This is a genomic window from Actinocatenispora comari (assembly GCF_017312725.1).
Taxonomy (GTDB): domain Bacteria; phylum Actinomycetota; class Actinomycetes; order Mycobacteriales; family Micromonosporaceae; genus Actinocatenispora; species Actinocatenispora comari.
This window is the reverse complement of the sequence record NZ_BOPO01000024.1, coordinates 106506-124115: the sequence shown is the minus strand read 5'-3', so window position 1 is coordinate 124115 and position 17610 is coordinate 106506. Positions and strand designations below refer to the sequence as shown.

Genomic DNA, 17610 nt, shown 5'->3' with positions numbered 1-17610 from the left:
CCCGGCCCCGACCTCGCCGCCGCCCACCTCGCCGTCCTGCGCGGCCACCCCACGCCGGCCGGGGCTCCGGGCGCCCCCGCCGCCGGTGCGCCGCGCCGTCGGGCTGCCGGTACGCCGGTGGCCGCCGCACCGACCGGCCCACCGCCGGTGCCCGAACCGGCGGCGCCGACCACCCCGCGTACCAACCTGCGCGTCGCGCTGTCCAGCTTCGTCGGCCGCGACCGGCAGCTCGGCGAACTGCGCAAGCTGCTGTCCGACAACCGTCTCGTCACCCTCACCGGCCCCGGCGGCACCGGCAAGACCCGGCTCGCCACCGAAGCCGCCGGCGCGCAGCTCGACAACCACCCCGACGGCGTCTGGCTGGTCGAACTCGCCGGCGTCAGCGACCCCGCCAACGTGCCGCACGCCGTGTTCGCCGCCCTCGGCGCCAGCACACCCACCCTCACCGGCAGCCCGCCCAGCCTGCGCGACCGCGCCGTACAGCTGCGCGAACTGCTCGGCGACCGGCAGCTGCTGCTGATCCTGGACAACTGCGAGCACCTCGTCGACGCCGCCGCGCACCTCGCCGAGGAGATCCTCACCCACTGCCGGCAGGTGTCCATCCTCGCCACCAGCCGCGCGCCGCTCGGCCTCACCGGCGAGCAGCTCTACCCGGTGCCGGCACTGGACACTCCGGCCGAGGGCGTCGACGTCACCGCCACCCGGGCCAGCCCGGCGGTACGGCTGCTGGTCGACCGGGCCGCCGCCGTCCGCCCCGGCTTCACCGTCACCGCCGACAACGCCGACGCCGTCGGCGCCATCTGCCGCCGCCTCGACGGCGCGCCGCTGGCGCTGGAACTCGCCGCCGCTCGGCTGCGCAGCCTCACCGCCGAGCAGGTCGCCGACCGGCTCGACGACCGGTTCCGGCTGCTCACCGGCGGGCAGCGCACCGCGCTGCCCCGGCACCAGACCCTGCAGGCCGTCGTGTCCTGGAGCTGGGACCTGCTCGACGAACCGCAACGCGCGCTGGCCCGCCGGCTGTCGGTGTTCGCCGGCGGCGCCAGCCTCGACGCGCTCGACGCGGTCTGCACCGATCCGCCCGCCGCCGACCCGTCCGGGGCCGGCCCGGCGGAGGCCACCCCGCCGGACGCCACCGACCCGGCGATCACCGGGCCGCGGGCGCTCACCGGGCCGGGGGAGGCCACCGCTCCGGTACTGCCCGCTGCCGCGCTGCTCGACGCGCTCACCGGGCTGGTCGACCAGTCCCTCGTCGACGCCGGCGACGACAACCGGTACCGGATGCTCGAGACGCTGCGCGCCTACGGCGCCGACCGGCTCGCCGACGCCGGCGAGACCGACTCCACCCGGGCCGCCCACCTGCGCCACTACCTGCACCTCGCCGAAACCCAGGAGCCGATCCTGCGTACCGCCGGGCAGGACACCGCGCTCGCCCGGCTCAGCGCCGACTACGACAACCTGCTCGCCGCGCTGCGGTACGCGATCGACAGCCGCCACGTCGACAGCGCGCTGCGGCTCGGTGCCGCGCTCGTCTGGTACTGGTTCCTGTTCGGGCACGCCGACGACGCCATGCGGTGGCTGCGCGAGGTCAACCGCATCGCGCCCGCCGAACCACCCGACGGGCTCGCCGCCGCGTACGCCATCTGCCTCGGCGGCGCCAACCTCGAACTGATCGCCGAACACGGCCACCGACCCGACCGGCTGCGCACCGTCATCGACCGGTTCGAACAACTCGTCGACCGGGCACGGGCCGAGGGGCCGCTGCCGCCGCTGCTCGCCCTCGGCAGCGCCGTACCCGGAATGATGTTCGGCGACCACGACGCGGTCCGCCGCCGGCTCGCCGACCTGATCGAGCACGCCGAACCCTGGACCGCGGCCGCCGCCCGACTGCTGCACGCCAACCTCGTCCAGGACGCGTACCGGTCGATCGCCGAGTCCGGCGACGACTTCGCCGCCGCCGTCGACGCGTTCCGCACCCTCGGCGAACGCTGGGGCCTGTCCGCCGCCCTCGTCGGCTACGGCGAACACCTCGTCCTCGCCGGCAACGCCGAACGCGCCGCCGAGGTCCTCACCGAAGCCTGGGACATCGCCCGCCGCTTCATCCCCGACCGCGAACAACCTGGCTTCCTGCTCCGGCTCGCCCACATCCGCGTCCGCGCGGGCGACGTCGACACCGCCGAAGCCGAACTCGCCCAAGCGATCGCGCTGCGCGAGAACACCCGCCGCGGCACCCGCCCCGACGACGAATGGTGGTTCCAGCGCGAGACCGTCAGCGCCGAGGTGCACCGCGCCCGCGGCCGCTACCCCGAGGCGCGGGCCAGCTACCAGCGGGTACTGGACTGGACCGAGGACGCCGCCGCCCGGCACCGGCCGCCGCAGCTCGCCGCCATGGTGTACAACGGGCTCGCCCGGGTCGCGCTCGACGCCGGCCGACCCGACGAGGCCGACACCCTCGCCCGGGACGGGCTGCGCCGCCTCGCCGGCGGCGCCCACCTCGACCTGCCGCTCGCCTCGCTGCTCACCGAGACGCTGATCCTCACCCACCGCGAGCACGACCCGCGGCGCGCCGCGACGCTCGCCGGCGCGCTCGACGCCCTGTGGTCCGGCCGCACCCGCCCCAACGCCGAACTCGGCGCCGCCCTCGACGAGATCGCCGCCCGGCTCGGCGCCGACGACTACGCCCGCGCCCGCTCCGAGGGCGCCCAGCTCGACCTCGAAGGCCTCTACCGCCACCTGCAGATCCCGCGCGATCCACAGTAGACGGTGCGGGCCGGCCCGGCGCCGGCCCGCCGCCTCACACCTTGCGCCGGTACGCCGCGATCGCCAGCGGCGCGAACACCGCCGTCAACAACACCGACCAGCCCAGCGACCACCACACCGACGAACCCAACGGGGTTCCCGTCAACAACCCCCGCACCGCGGTCGACAGGTACGACACCGGGTTGACGTTCGCCCACGCCTGCAGCCACCCCGGCATCGTGCTGGTCTGCACCATCACGTTCGAGCCGAACGTGATCGGGAACATCAACACCCCGGAGAACAACTGCACCGTCGTCGCCGACCTCGCCAACAGCCCGATCAGCATCGACACCCACGCCAGGCCCACCCCGAACGCCAGCACCAGCAGCAGCCCGGCCGCCACCTCCAGCGGATTGGTGTGCACCCGGAACCCGATCACCATCCCGAACGCCAACAGGATCACCAGCGACGCCGCGAACCGCACCAGCTCGCCCATCGTGCGCCCCACCAGCGGCGCCGACCGGGCGATCGGCAGGCTCCGCAACCGGTCGAACACCCCGTTCGTGATGTCCTGGTTGAGCCCGGCACCCGTCGCCATGATCGAGAACACGCCCGACTGCGCGATCAACCCCGGCAGCACGTACTGCAGGTACGAGCCCGACGTGCCCGCGATCGCACCGCCGAACACGTACACGAACAGCACGATGAACACCAGCGGCTGGATGATGAAACCCGCCAGCTCACCCGGATTCGACTTCAACTGCACCAGGTTGCGCCACGCCAGGGTGAAGCAGTGCTGCACCGCCCGCCACGGAGCCAACCGGTGCCCCGCCGGCACCGCCACGCTCGCCATCACGCCCTCCCCGCCACGGTCTCGGCCACCGGCTCACCCTGCTCCTCGGCGCGATGGCCGGTCAGCGACAGGAACACGTCGTCCAGGCTCGGCAGCCGCAACGCCAGCTCCGTCACCGTGATCGCCGCATCGTCCAACCGGCGCAACACCGCCGCCGGCAACGCCGGATCCGACACCGGCGCCGACAACCGGCCGCCCTCGGCCACCGGCCGTACCCCCGCCAACGCCGCCACGATGTCCGCCGCATCCTCGATCCGGGCCGGATCCGCCGGCCGGATCTCCAACGTCTGGCCACCCGTCCGCGTCTTCAACTCGTCCGGCGTCCCCGTCGCGATCACCGTGCCCCGGTCCACCACCACGATGTCGTCCGCCAACTGGTCCGCCTCGTCCATGTACTGCGTCGTCAACAGCACCGTCGCGCCGTCGGCCACCAGACCCCGCACGATCGACCACAACTCGTTGCGCGAGTGCGGATCCAGCCCCGTCGTCGGCTCGTCCAGGTACAGCACGCTCGGCCGACCCACCAGGCTCACCGCGAGGTCCAACCGCCGGCGCATGCCACCCGAGTACGTCTTCGCGCGCCGGCCACCGGCGTCCGACAACCCGAACCGCGCCAACAACGCCGCCGCCCGTGCCTTCGCGTCCCGCCGGGACAACCCCAGCAACCGGCCCACCAGGATCAGGTTCTGCACCCCGGTCAGTCCCTCGTCCAGCGCCGCGTACTGACCCGTCAACGCCACCAGCTGTCGCACCTCGTGGGCCTGGCGCACCACGTCGAAGCCGGACACCCGAGCCACCCCGGAATCCGGCCGGATCAACGTCGCCAGCACCCGCACCGCGGTCGTCTTCCCCGCGCCGTTGGGACCCAGCAGCCCCAGCACCCGCCCGGTCGGCGCCGCCAGATCCACCCCGGCCAGCGCGGTCGTCGCGCCGAACCGCTTCACCAGCCCCTCGGCCTCGATCGCGTACGTCACCGGGACCACCTGCCCGGCGCACGCGCATCCGCGTGTCCCATCGTCACCGTTCCCTCCACAGCTCGTCGAGACCACCGTGCCCGCGCGCGCTGACACCGCCCGCACACCGCGCTGAGACCGGCCCGGCCCTCCGCGCGGCTCAGGTCTTGGGGCCGATGAACTCGTCCAGCAGCGCGACGTCGGCCCGGGTCGCCACCGAGATGCTGTTGCGCCGGTTGAACCGCCAGCGCGCCCCGATCCGGTCCAGCGCCGCTCCGCAGATGCCCAGAATGTCCACCGACTCGTTCGCGAACAGATACCGCGGGTACGCGTAGGTGGCCGTCGGCGTGCGGATCGTATTGAGCGATCGACTGCCATCGGAGTGGATGAGCCCACGCAGCAAGGGGCGAGGATGCCGTTCGACGAGCTCCTCCTGCCAATCAGCGAGAACGATGCGCCTCGAGTGTTTGGTGCCGCGACCCACCTGGGGAAAGAGGCAGGGCCAATGCTTGGAGTAGCTGCCGACCTGATAGCAGCCGGGTGCCTTCACGCGGAAGACGCTGCGGGCGAGCACCGCACGCATTGCCCGCTCGACCTCGTCCATGATGTCCGGATAGTCCGCCGCGCAGGCGATGCGTAGCTTCGGCACGCGCTCGGTCACCGTGACGTGTCCGTCGCCGAGGTACTGCCCGAGCAGGTAGGCGTAGCTCGGCTCGTCTGCGGGCGGCGCCGGCGGATCCGTGCAGCGACAGCATCGCGCCGTGCGGAACTCGGGTGAATCGCTGGGCAAATCGCCGGCACACCACTCGCGGACCGTCGCGCGCGACACGCCGAGCAACTCTGCGATTGCTTTCTTGGATTTGCCGAGCAGGAAAAGCTCTCGGGCCGTGTTTCGCTTTTCGAGCGAATGCATACCGCCACGATGCGATAGGGGTATGACAGTTTCGATCCACCGCGAATGGGTGCCCCGGGTGGGATTCGAACCCACACTGGATGGTGTTTGAGACCATTGACTCTGCCGTTGGTCTACCGGGGCAATAGTTGCGCCGACAGCATACCCGTTAGGCTGTGGTCTTGGCTGACGGGGCCGGCGGTGGCCGGGACCATCCGAGGCTTGACCGGGACCGGAGGTAGGCCGAGTCGTGAGTGCGGAACAGACGGGCGAGACCGCCCGCCGGCGGGTGCTGATCGCGGAGGACGAGGCGCTGATCCGGCTCGACCTCGCCGAGATGCTGGTCGAGGAGGGCTACGAGGTCGTCGGCGAGGCCGGAGACGGGGAGACCGCGGTCCGGCTCACCCGCGAGCACAAGCCCGACCTGGTGATCCTCGACGTGAAGATGCCGATCATGGACGGCATCGCGGCCGCCGAGCAGATCGCCGGCGACCGGTTGGCGCCGGTGGTCATCCTGACCGCGTTCAGCCAGCGCGACCTGGTGGAGCGGGCGCAGGCGGCCGGCGCGATGGCATACCTGGTGAAGCCGTTCCAGAAGAGCGACCTGGTGCCGGCGATCGAGATCGCGCTGTCCCGGTTCGCCGAGCTGGCGGCGCTGGAGGCCGAGGTGGCGAGCCTCGGCGAGCGGTTGGACTCGCGCAAGGCGATCGACCGGGCCAAGGGTCAGTTGATGACGCAGTACGGGATGAGTGAGCCGGACGCGTTCCGGTGGATCCAGCGCGCCGCGATGGACCACCGGTTGACGATGCGCCAGGTGGCGGACCGCATCGTCGCCGAGGGCGGTACCGGCAGCGCCGAGGGCGCCGAGGCCTGACCCGCGTCGTCCGGCCCGCGGTGCGTGCAGCCCGCGGGTCGCTGCGCCGTGCCCGTCGGAGCTCCCGCGCGGGGACCCGCCGTGACTGTGGACCGGGCGGTGTCGTCGGCGCCGTTACCTGCTCGTGACGTGGTCGGCCGACGGTGTGCGATCCGCTGCGATTGCTCCCGCTGAATGACGGTTTCTGCTGGTGGCGGGGTCGGCGCTGAGCGTCTGCCAGATAACGGTTTGGTACGACGGACCCCCTGCCCACCTTCCCGTGGGGCGGCGACCTCGGTTACGTTCCGCGCCACACAGGCAGGCGCGCGCCCTGCCAGGTACGTCGTGTCCCGGCACCGCGGAACCAGTGGGTGCGTGCCTTGAGGGAGGCGGAACAGAACGTGAACGTCAGGGTGAGACGAGCGTGGCTGGTGGTGCCGGTCGCGCTGTCGGCGGTGGTGGCGATGAGCGCCTGCGCCGAGCAGAACGGCGGTTCGTCCGCGTCGGGCAAGTGCGATTCGAAGATCGCCTTCTTCGGCGCGCGTACCGGTCCGAACGCGAACCTCGGTATCAACATCTACAACGGCGTGAAGCTGGCGGTCGACCAGTACAACGCGAAGCACAAGGACTGCAAGGTGACCCTGGAGTCGAAGGACTCGCAGGGTGACGAGAAGCAGGCGCCGGGTCTGGCGCAGCAGCTGGTGCAGGACCAGAAGGTGGTCGGGGTGGTCGGCCCGGCGTTCTCCGGTGAGTCGGAGGCGGCGGACGGCATCTTCGACCAGGGCGGGCTGCCGCTGATCTCGGCGTCGGCGACGAACCCGTCGCTGTCCCAGAAGGGCTGGAAGGTCTTCCACCGGATGCTGGGCAACGACAACGCCCAGGGCCCGGCGGCGGCGACCTACCTCAAGGACACCGTCAAGGCGAAGAAGGTGTTCGTCATCGACGACACCACCGCGTACGGCAAGGGTCTGTCCGACGTGGTCAAGCAGAGCCTGGGTTCGGTGGTGGCGGGCAGCGACACGGTGCAGCCGAAGCAGACCGACTTCCAGGCGACCGTGGCGAAGGTGAAGAGCTCGAAGGCGGACGCGATCTTCTACGGCGGGTACTACGCCGAGGCGGGTCCGTTCGTCAAGCAGCTGCGGGCGGCGAACGTGAAGGCGACGTTCGTGTCCGACGACGGGGTGAAGGACGAGGGCTTCGTCAAGGGCGCCGGCAACGCGGCGGCCGAGGGGTCCGTGGTGACCTGCCCGTGCATCCCGGGTGACGAGGCGAAGGGCACGTTCTTCGCCGACTACAAGAAGGCGTTCGGCAAAGAGCCGGGCACCTACGGCCCGGAGGCGTTCGACTCGGCGAACGTGTTCCTGGACGGGATCGCGGCCGGCAAGACGGCGCGCAAGGACATGCTGTCGTTCATCGACTCCTACGACAAGGACGGCGTGACCAAGCACATCAAGTTCGACAAGACCGGCGAGATCGCGAAGTCGGAGATCGTGATCTGGTCGTACAAGGTCTCCGGCGGCGAGATCGTGAAGGACCAGGAGATCAAGGCCACCAGTTGACCGCCGGCGGGGTCGGCGACGCTCGCCGGCCCCGCGGCAGCCCTTCGTGCTCGTGGCCCGTACCGGGTCGCCGGCCGGTGTCTCGGGGCACCGGCCGGCGGCCGGGTGGCCGGGGGCGCCTTGTCGCCGTGGAGCGTCGTTGAATTTCCATTTCCTGTTCTCGAACATCGGTGACCTGACGGTCACCGGTCTGTCCCAGGGCGCGATCTACGCGTTGATCGCCCTGGGCTACACGCTGGTGTACGGCCTGCTGAAGCTGATCAACTTCGCGCACTCCGAAGTATTCATGATGGGCACCTTCGGCGCGTTGATCGCCTGGAACCTGACGGGCCTGCACGAGAACGACCCGACCCCGTCGCTGCCGATGATGGTGGTGTACCTGCTGGTGGGGCTGGTCGGTGCGATGGTGTGGTCGGGTGTGACGGCGTTGACCGTCGAGTTCGTCGCCTACCGGCCGCTGCGGCGGCGCAACGCGCCACGGCTGGTCTTCCTGATCACCGCGATCGGCGCCTCGGTGGCGATCAGCGAGGCGGTCGGCGTGATCACCAGCCGCAACCAGTACGGCATGCCGGACCTGTTCAAGACCACCAACCTGGCCACGATCGGCAACGTGCACATCACCAACGTCGATCTCGGCGTGGTGGTGGCCGCGGTCGTGATGATGGTGGTGCTGGACCAGTTCATCAACCGGACCCGGTTGGGCCGGGGTATCCGCGCGGTGGCGCAGGACCCGGACACGGCCGCGCTGATGGGCATCAACAAGAACCGCGTGATCGTGCTGACGTTCGCGCTGGGCGGGGTGATGGCCGGTGCGGCCGCCCTGCTGTACAACCTGAAGATCGGCGTGACTCGCGCCGACATCGGCTTCCTGTTGGGTATCAAGGCGTTCACCGCCGCGGTACTGGGCGGGATCGGCAACCTGCGGGGTGCGCTGCTGGGCGGTCTCGCGTTGGGGCTGGTGGAGAACTACGGCTCGGCGCTGTTCGGTACGTCCTGGCGGGACGTGGTGGCGTTCGTGGTGCTGGTGGTCATCCTGATGTTCCGGCCGACCGGCCTGTTGGGTGAGTCGCTCGGAAAGGCGCGGGCATGACGAGCACGGGCCCCGGTGGGGGCAAGGCGCGGCAGGGCAACCCGGTCATGTCGGCGTTGCGGACGGCCGACAACCGGCGGCTGGCCGGGCTGTCGGCGATGCGGTCGCGCTGGCGGGCGATTCCGCGGCCGGTGCGGATCCTGTTCGGGGTGGCGGTGGCGGTGTTCTTCTACCTGCTGCCGAACCTGGCGATTCCGTTGATCCCGACGCCGGACACGAACTTCGCCTCGGTGCTGTTCACGGTCGCGGTGTACGTGCTGGTCGGGGTCGGCCTGAACGTGGTGATCGGGCTGGCCGGTCTGCTGGATCTGGGTTACATCGGGTTCTTCGCGGTCGGTGCGTACTCGGTGGCGATCTTCGGGTCGCCCGCGTCGCCGCTCGCGACGAAGTACCCGTGGCTGATGCTGATCCCGATCGCGATCGCGCTGTCGATGGTGTCCGGGGTGATCCTGGGCGGGCCGACGCTGCGGTTGCGCGGTGACTACCTGGCGATCGTGACGTTGGGCTTCGGGGAGATCGTCCGGCTGATCGCGGTCAACTGGTCGATCACGAAGGGCCAGATCGGCATTCCGAGCGTGCCGGCGCCGCCGGGGCACTGGGGCAACGGCGATCCGATCTTCGGCATCATCGACACCCGGCCGTTCTACTGGCTGGCGCTGACGGTGGTGCTGATCTGCATGTTCGGTGTCAAGTTGCTGGAGTCCAGCCGGGTGGGCCGCTCCTGGCTCGCGATCCGGGAGGACGAGGACGCCGCGGAGCTGATGGGTGTGCCGGCGTTCAAGTTCAAGCTGTGGGCGTTCGCGATCGGTGCCGGCCTGGGTGGCCTGTCCGGCGCGCTGTTCGCCAGCCGGCAGGGGTTCATCAACTCCAACTCGTTCGACGTGCTGACCTCGATGCTGTTCGTCGCGGCGGTGGTGTTGGGCGGGTCGGGCAACCTGGCCGGGGTGACCCTCGGTGCGGTGCTCATCTCGTACCTGCCGGAGCGGTTCCGGGGGTTCGCCGACAAGCGGTTCCTGGTGTTCGGTCTCGCGCTGATCGTGATCATGATCTTCCGGCCGCAGGGGTTGATCCCGAGCCGCCGGCGCGCGGTGGAGTTGGAAGACCGCAAACGCGAGGCTGCGGAGGAGGCGACCGCGAATGTCTGAGGTGGACACGACCGGCGAGCCGGTCCAGGGTGCTGCCGGCGGTGGTGCGGCGGCACGGCAGACGCGTCCGTTGTTGGAGGTCGACGACGTGGTGATGCGCTTCGGCGGTGTCACCGCGCTCGACCATGTCAGCTTCGCGGTCAACGAGGGCGAGATCCTCGGGTTGATCGGCCCGAACGGCGCCGGCAAGACGACCTGCTTCAACGTGATGACCGGGGTGTTTCGGCCGACCACCGGTCAGGTGCGGCTCAACGGCAGGCCGTTGGTCAGCCGCAGCCGGCACCAGATCACCCGGCTGGGCATCGCCCGTACGTTCCAGAACATCCGGCTGTTCCCGGAGATGACGGCGCTGGAGAACGTGCTGGTCGGTACGGACGCGCGGCACCGTACGAGCGTGCCCGGCGCGTTGCTGCGGCTGCCGCGGCACCGCCGGGAGGAGCGGGCGGGTCGGGCGAAGGCGCACGAGCTGCTGGACTTCATGGGTATCGGGTCGACCGCGAACCAGCTGGCCCGCAACCTGCCGTACGGCGACCAGCGGCGGCTGGAGATCGCCCGGGCGCTGGCGACCGAGCCGGCGTTGCTGTGCCTGGACGAGCCGGCCGCCGGGTTCAACCCGGCGGAGAAGGAGGAGCTGCTGGAGCTGATCCGGCGGATCCGGGACCGGGGCCAGACGGTACTGCTGATCGAGCACGACATGCGGCTGGTGATGGGGGTGACCGACCGGATCGTGGTGTTGGAGTTCGGTCGCAAGATCGCCGACGCGGTGCCGGCGGAGGTGCGGTCGGATCCGAAGGTGGTCGCTGCGTATCTGGGGGTGCCGGACGATGCTGCTTGAGTTGGAAGACCTGGTCGTCGCCTACGGTCGGATCGAGGCCCTGCACGGCATCAGCCTGGGCATCGAGGAGGGCGAGATCGTGGCGTTGATCGGCGCGAACGGCGCCGGGAAGACGACCACGATGCGGGCGATCTCGGGGCTGCGCGCCGCGCAGCAGGGCCGGATCCGGCTGCAGGGCCGCGACATCACCCGGATGCGGGCCGATCAGCGGGTGGTGTCGGGCATTTCGCAGGCGCCGGAGGGTCGCGGGATCTTCCCGGGCATGACGGTCGAGGAGAACCTGGACCTGGGCTGCTACACGCGCAAGGACGCGGCGGGCATCGCGCAGGACCGGGCTCGGGTGTTCGACCTGTTTCCGCGGTTGGCGGAGCGGCGCAAGCAGCTCGGCGGGACGATGTCTGGTGGCGAGCAGCAGATGCTCACGATCGGCCGGGCGCTGATGGCGCGGCCGAAGGTGCTGTTGCTCGACGAACCGTCGATGGGGCTGGCGCCGATGCTGATCCAGCAGATCTTCGCGATCATCGCGGAGATCAACACGCAGGGTACGACGATCCTGCTGGTGGAGCAGAATGCACAACAGGCGCTCTCCCTGGCGCACCGCGCGTACGTCCTGGAGACCGGAAGTATCGTACGCACCGGCACGGGCGCGGAGCTGCTCGCCGACCCGACGGTCCAGGAGGCCTACCTGGGCGTCGCGTAACTGCCCGGGTCGGACCAGGACGGCAAATCTGGAGGGTGTCATGAGGATGGTTGGCAGGTCGGGCGTCCGCTGGGCGTGTACCGGCGCGGTCGCGGCCGTGCTGGCGGTGACGCTGGCTGCCTGCGGTAGCGGCAGTGGCGGCGACGGCTCCGGCTCGGGGACGGGCAAGCCGTCGCCGACGCCGAAGGTGGCGGTGGACAAGGCGCTGGCCGCGAAGGTGCCGGCGGCGATCAAGAGCAAGGGCACGCTCAAGATCGGTACCGACTCGTCGTACGCGCCGAACGAGTTCCTCGCCACCGACGGCAAGACCGTCGAGGGCTGGGACGTCGACCTGTACAACGCGGTGCTGGCGAAGCTGGGCCTGAAGGCGACGTACGAGTCGGCGAAGTTCGGCACGATCATCGCCGGCGTCGAGTCGGGCAAGTACGACGCGGGCGTGTCGTCGTTCACGGTCAACGCGGACCGGATGAAGCAGGCCAACATGGTCACGTACTACTCGGCCGGCATCTGGTGGGCGACCAAGAAGGGCAACCCGCAGAAGGTGCAGCCGGACGCGGCGTGCGGCAAGACCGTGGCGGTGCAGACCGACACCGTCGAGGTCGACGACATCACGGCGCGGTCGAAGAAGTGCACCTCGGCGGGCAAGCCGGCGATCAAGATCGACCAGTACGAGGGCCAGGACCAGGCGACCGCGGCGGTCGCGTCGGGCAAGGACGACGCGATGCTGGCCGACTCGCCGATCGTGGCGTACGCGTTGAAGCAGTCCAAGGGGCAGCTGGAGTCGCTGGGCAAGATCTACGAGGCGGCGCCGTACGGGTACGTGATCAAGAAGGACCAGCTGGCGTTCGCGCAGGCCGTCCAGGGCGCCCTGCAGGCGCTGATCGCCGACGGGACCTACGAGAAGGTCCTGAAGAACTGGGGCGTGCAGGTCGGCAAGATCGACAATCCGACGGTGAACCCGTCGGTGTCGCAGTAGTCGACGATGTCGAGCGATGTGACGGGCTCCGGCCGGGGACGGCCGGAGCCGATCCGGGCGGTGCCGGTGCGCCACCCCGGCCGCTGGGTGGCGGTCGTGGTGCTCGCGGTGCTGGCGGCGATGTTCGTCCACATGGTGGTGACGAACAAGGCGTTCCAGTGGCCGATGCTGTTCGACAACATCCTGTCCGTGCCGGTGGTGCGCGGTGCGGTGACCTCGATCGAGTTGACCATCCTGGCGATGATCATCGGCATCGCGCTGGGCGTGGTGCTCGCGGTGATGCGGCTGTCGCCGAACCCGATCCTGGCCGCCGCGGCCTGGATGTACATCTGGTTCTTCCGGGGTGTGCCCAGGCTGGTGCTGTGCGTGCTGTTCGGCAACCTGGGCATCCTGTACAGCCGGCTGGAGTTCGGGCTGCCGTTCGACCACCAGCTCGGTGCGCTGTTCGGCATCGATCTGAACGCGCGGCTGTTCGGGGTGAACGCGGTGACGCTGCTGAGCGGGTTCACCGCCGGGTTGCTCGCGCTCGCGATGTCCGAGGGCGCGTACATGGCCGAGGTGGTGCGCGGCGGCATCCAGTCGGTGGACCCGGGCCAGGCCGAGGCGGCGCAGGCCCTCGGGATGCGCCGGCCGCTGCTGCTGCGGCGGATCGTGCTGCCGCAGGCGCTGCGGGTGATCGTGCCGCCGACCGGCAACGAGACGATCGCGATGCTCAAGGACACCTCGCTGGTGGCGTACGTGCCGGTGACCAACGAGCTGTTCTTCCAGCTGCAGCACATCGGTGCCCGCACCTACGCGATCTTCCCCATGCTGGTGGCCGCCTGCATCTGGTACCTGGCGATGACCTCGGTGCTGATGATCGGGCAACACTTCCTGGAGAAGCGGTTCTCCCGCGGGCACGGGCCGCGGGCGATCCGGCTGCGGGGTGCGCGCTCGGCGGGTGCCGGCGGCGCGGTCGGTACGGAGGTGGACACGTGAGCGACGAGGACGCCGGCGGCGTGGCGCAGGCGCAGGTGCCGGCCGACCCGGACCGGTACATGGTGGTCGCCGACAACGTGCACAAGTCGTACGGCCGCAGCCAGGTGCTGCGCGGCATCGACCTGGCGGTCGCGCCGGGCGAGGTGACCTGCGTGCTGGGCCCCTCGGGCGGCGGCAAGTCGACGTTCCTGCGCTGCATCAACCACCTGGAGAAGATCGACGCCGGGCGGATCTGGGTCGGTGGCGAGCTCGTCGGGTACCGGCAGGTCGGCGACCGGCTGCACGAGATGCGGGAGAAGGAGGTCGCCGCGCAGCGCAGCCGGATCGGCATGGTGTTCCAGCGGTTCAACCTGTTCCCGCACCTGACCGCGGAGCAGAACCTGATCGAGGCGCCGTGCCGGGTGCGCCGGATCCGCCGGGCCGACGCCCGGACCCGCGCGGGCGAGCTGCTGACCCGGGTCGGCCTGGGCGACCGGGGCGGCGCGTACCCGGCGGAGCTGTCCGGCGGGCAGCAGCAGCGGGTGGCGATCGCCCGGGCGCTGGCGATGGATCCGGAACTGATGCTGTTCGACGAGCCGACCAGCGCGCTGGATCCGGAACTGGTCGGCGAGGTGCTGCAGGTGATGCGCGACCTGGCCGCGTCGGGCATGACGATGGTGGTGGTCACGCACGAGATCGGGTTCGCCCGCGAGGTGGCCGACACGGTGGTGTTCCTGGACGGCGGGGTGGTGGTCGAGTCCGGGCCGCCCTCCCAGGTGCTGGAGAACCCGCAGCAGGAGCGGACCAAGCTGTTCCTGTCGAAGGTGCTCTAGAGGTCCCGGCCGGAAGGGCGGCCGGCGCCTGCCGGACGCCGTTCTGTCCGGGCCTCCCGGCGGCGGCGGGCGCCGTCGGTTTTGTCGGTGCCCGACGCTACAGTCACTCAGGTGACTGCGAGCACGAAGAGTTCCGCGCCGAGCCCCGCACCCGCGACCGGATCCGCCGGGTCGGGGCGCCCCCGCCTGCTGCTGATCGACGGCCATTCGGTCGCATACCGGGCGTTCTTCGCGCTGCCGGTGGAAAACTTCTCCACCAGCACCGGCCAGCCCACCAACGCGGTGTACGGGTTCACCTCGATGCTGATCAACGTGCTGCGCGACGAGCAGCCGACGCACATCGCGGTGGCCTTCGACGTGTCCCGACGGTCGTTTCGCACCGAGCGCTACGCGGAGTACAAGGCGGGGCGGGCCGAGACGCCGGCCGACTTCCACGGCCAGGTCAGCCTGATCGGCGAGGTGCTCGCGGCGCTGCGCATCGTGCAGGTCAGCAAGGAGGGTTTCGAGGCCGACGACGTGATCGCGACGCTGGCCACCGAGGCCGCCGGCGCCGGCTTCGAGGTGCTGATCTGCTCCGGTGACCGCGACTCGTTCCAGCTGATCGGTGACGGCGTCACGGTGCTGTACCCGAAGAAGGGCGTGTCCGAGCTGGCCCGGATGACCCCGGCGGCGGTCGAGGACAAGTACGGCGTGCTGCCGGAGCGTTACCGCGACCTTGCCGCGCTGGTCGGCGAGACCTCCGACAACCTGCCCGGGGTGCCGGGCGTCGGCCCGAAGACCGCCGCGAAGTGGATCGGGCAGTACTCGTCGGTCGAGGGCATCGTGGCCGCGGCCGACCAGCTCAAGGGCAAGGCGGGTGAGTCGCTGCGGGCGCACCTGGCCGACGTGATCCGCAACCACGAACTCAACGAGCTGATCCGCGACCTGCCGCTGCCGGTGCAGCCGGACGATCTGGCCTGGCACGGGTGGGACCGTGAGCAGGTCGCGCAGGTGTTCGACACGCTGCAGTTCCGGGTGCTGCGGGACCGGCTCTACAGCTACTTGGCCGCGCCGGAGCCGGAGGCCGAGGAGGGCTTCGACGTCGCCGGTTCGGTGCTGTCGACCGGCGGGCTGACCGACTGGCTGGCGGCGCACACCAGCCCGGGGGTGCCGGTCGGGCTGGCGGTGTCCGGTTCGTTCGGCCGGGGCACGGGCAGCCTCACCGCGCTGTCGCTCGCGGTCGACGAGGGCGCCGCCGCCTGCCACCTCGACCCGACGAAGCTGGACGCGGCCGACGACGCGGCGCTCGCCGCGTTCCTCGCCGACCCCGACCGGCCGAAGATCGTGCACGACGCGAAGCCGGTGCTGCTGGCGTTGCAGGCGCACGGGTGGGAGCTGGCCGGCCTGGCCACCGACACCGCGCTCGCCGCCTACCTGGCCCGGCCGGACCAGCGCAGCTACGACCTGGAAGACCTGTCGGTGCGCTACCTGCACCGCGAGCTGCGGGCGGACGAGCCGGACAACGGTCAGCTCACCCTGGACGGGCTGGCCGACGCGCTGGGGGAGCGGGCCGCCGAGCAGCAGCTGATGCTGCGGGCCCGGGCGACGCTCGACCTCGCGCCGGCGCTGCTGGCCGAGCTGGCGGCGCGCGGCGAGGCAGCGGAGCCGGCGGGGCAGGCGCAGCCGGCCGGGTCGGACCCGGTCGCCGTGGCGGCCGAGGCGACCGACGCCGACGGCCGCAGCGTGCAACTGCTGGTGGGGCTGGAGCAGCCGCTGAGCCGGGTACTGGCCGGAATGGAACGCACCGGCATCGGCGCCGACACCGACTACCTGTCCGAGCTGGAGGCGCACTTCGCCGGCGAGGTCAAGTCGACCGCGCAGGCGGCGTACGACGTGGTCGGCCGCGAGTTCAACCTCGGCTCGCCCAAGCAGCGGCAGCAGCTGCTGTTCGAGGAGCTGGGGCTGCCGAAGACCAAGCGCACCAAGACCGGCTACACCACCGACGCCGACGCCCTCCAGTCGCTGTACGCGCAGAGCGAGCATCCGGTGCTGCCGCACCTGCTGCGCTACGCCGACGTGTCCAAGCTGCGGTCGATGGTGGAGGGGCTGCTCAAGTCGGTCAGCGCCGACGGCCGCATCCACACCACGTTCAAGCAGACGGTGGCGGCGACCGGCCGGCTGTCGTCCACCGATCCCAACCTGCAGAACATCCCGATCCGCAGCGAGGAGGGGCGGCGGCTGCGCCGCGCGTTCGTCGTCGGCGAGGGGTTCGAGCAGCTGCTGACCGCCGACTACAGCCAGATCGAGATGCGCATCATGGCGCACCTGTCCACCGACGAGGCGCTGATCGAGGCGTTCGTGTCCGGCGCCGACTTCCACGCGGCGACCGCGGCGCGGGTGTTCGGGGTCGAGGCGGAGACGGTCGACGGCGAGCAGCGCAGCCGGATCAAGGCGATGAACTATGGTCTCGCCTACGGCCTCTCCGCGTACGGGCTGTCCAGCCAGCTCGGCATCACCGCCGAGGAGGCCCGCGGGCTGATGGACGAGTACTTCCAGCGGTTCGGCGGGGTGCGTGACTACCTGCGGGGGCTGGTCGACGCGGCCCGGCGGGACGGGTACACCGAGACGATGCTCGGTCGTCGTCGCTACCTGCCCGACCTGACCAGCGACAACCGGCAGCGGCGGGAGATGGCCGAGCGGATGGCGCTGAACGCGCCGATCCAGGGGTCGGCGGCCGACATCATCAAGCTGGCGATGCTGCGGGTCGACGCCGCCTTGCGGGCGCAGGGGCTGGCCTCGCGGATGCTGCTGCAGGTGCACGACGAGCTGGTGTTCGAGGTCGCGCCGGGAGAGCGGGCCGCGCTGGAGGAGCTGGTGCGCACCGAGATGGGGCAGGCGCAGACCCTGTCGGTGCCGCTGTCGGTGTCGGTCGGGGTCGGGCTGGACTGGTCGACCGCCGGTCACTGATCGCGGGGCTCGGGCCGACCAGCACCGCGATCGGGGCGGCCCGAGCCGGTTCGCGCCGTTCGGCGCCGGCCGGGTGATGGCGACCATCGCCACTGTCGGTGTCGTCCCGTGCGCTTCTTGTCCTCCGTTGTCGGTCGGATAACGGCCGCGTTACCTACTCGTTGTAGATCGTACATGTGGTCACCGCGTGTGCCGTGTGCGCCCGAAATATACGATCAGGCTCCCATAAACATCGTAATTTGGCTCCGGAGCGTACAGGTGGGGGTGCCAACCGGGGCAAGA

14 protein-coding genes and 1 tRNA gene are annotated in these 17610 nt (G+C 70.7%); 11 read left to right on the top strand and 4 right to left on the bottom strand.

The features are described from left to right. Positions 1-2757 (top strand): ATP-binding protein (locus tag NUM_RS09125; RefSeq protein WP_207124350.1); only part of this gene is annotated, 2757 nt, incomplete at its 5' end. A gap of 34 nt (positions 2758-2791) precedes the next feature. Here the strand turns inward: NUM_RS09125 and NUM_RS09120 are convergent. The 4 genes from NUM_RS09120 to NUM_RS09105 form a co-directional block, all read right to left on the bottom strand. Further along, on the bottom strand, positions 2792-3589 hold the full coding sequence (locus NUM_RS09120) for an ABC transporter permease (RefSeq protein WP_207124349.1): 798 nt from the start codon (positions 3587-3589) through the stop codon (positions 2792-2794). After that, complete coding sequence (locus tag NUM_RS09115) at positions 3589-4563, bottom strand: ATP-binding cassette domain-containing protein (RefSeq protein WP_207124348.1); 975 nt, start codon at positions 4561-4563, stop codon at positions 3589-3591. Before NUM_RS09115 ends, NUM_RS09120 begins: the two co-directional genes overlap by 1 nt. Positions 4564-4702: 139 nt before the next feature. After that, entirely contained in the window at positions 4703-5455 is a 753-nt protein-coding gene (locus NUM_RS09110; protein WP_207124347.1) for a terminase gpP N-terminus-related DNA-binding protein, read from the bottom strand. 50 nt (positions 5456-5505) lie between these two features. Further along, a tRNA-Leu gene (locus NUM_RS09105) sits at positions 5506-5578 on the bottom strand. A gap of 106 nt (positions 5579-5684) precedes the next feature. Here NUM_RS09105 and NUM_RS09100 point away from each other — a divergent pair. From NUM_RS09100 to polA, 10 genes are all read left to right on the top strand, one after another. Beyond that, on the top strand, positions 5685-6308 hold the full coding sequence (locus NUM_RS09100) for an ANTAR domain-containing response regulator (RefSeq protein WP_225918442.1): 624 nt from the start codon (positions 5685-5687) through the stop codon (positions 6306-6308). Between the two features lie 380 nt (positions 6309-6688). After that, on the top strand, positions 6689-7846 hold the full coding sequence (locus NUM_RS09095) for a branched-chain amino acid ABC transporter substrate-binding protein (protein ID WP_225918441.1): 1158 nt from the start codon (positions 6689-6691) through the stop codon (positions 7844-7846). Between the two features lie 139 nt (positions 7847-7985). Beyond that, complete coding sequence (locus NUM_RS09090; RefSeq protein ID WP_207124346.1) at positions 7986-8936, top strand: branched-chain amino acid ABC transporter permease; 951 nt, start codon at positions 7986-7988, stop codon at positions 8934-8936. A 98-nt stretch (positions 8937-9034) separates the two neighbouring features. Then, positions 9035-10081, top strand: coding sequence for a branched-chain amino acid ABC transporter permease (locus tag NUM_RS09085; protein ID WP_370466947.1), 1047 nt, complete (start codon positions 9035-9037; stop codon positions 10079-10081). Next, positions 10074-10916, top strand: a complete 843-nt coding sequence (locus tag NUM_RS09080; RefSeq protein WP_207124345.1) for an ABC transporter ATP-binding protein — start codon at positions 10074-10076, stop codon at positions 10914-10916. Before NUM_RS09085 ends, NUM_RS09080 begins: the two co-directional genes overlap by 8 nt. Next, complete coding sequence (locus NUM_RS09075) at positions 10906-11616, top strand: ABC transporter ATP-binding protein (protein WP_207124344.1); 711 nt, start codon at positions 10906-10908, stop codon at positions 11614-11616. The genes NUM_RS09080 and NUM_RS09075 overlap by 11 nt, the downstream gene beginning before the upstream one ends. A gap of 46 nt (positions 11617-11662) precedes the next feature. After that, entirely contained in the window at positions 11663-12592 is a 930-nt protein-coding gene (locus NUM_RS09070) for an ABC transporter substrate-binding protein (protein WP_207124343.1), read from the top strand. Between the two features lie 6 nt (positions 12593-12598). Beyond that, on the top strand, positions 12599-13570 hold the full coding sequence (locus NUM_RS09065; protein WP_207124342.1) for an amino acid ABC transporter permease: 972 nt from the start codon (positions 12599-12601) through the stop codon (positions 13568-13570). Between the two features lie 59 nt (positions 13571-13629). Beyond that, on the top strand, positions 13630-14382 hold the full coding sequence (locus tag NUM_RS09060) for an amino acid ABC transporter ATP-binding protein (protein ID WP_207124368.1): 753 nt from the start codon (positions 13630-13632) through the stop codon (positions 14380-14382). A 186-nt stretch (positions 14383-14568) separates the two neighbouring features. After that, positions 14569-17328: a DNA polymerase I gene (gene polA / locus NUM_RS09055; RefSeq protein WP_225918444.1), complete on the top strand. Its 2760-nt coding sequence runs from the start codon at positions 14569-14571 to the stop codon at positions 17326-17328. Positions 17329-17610 lie beyond the last annotated feature (282 nt).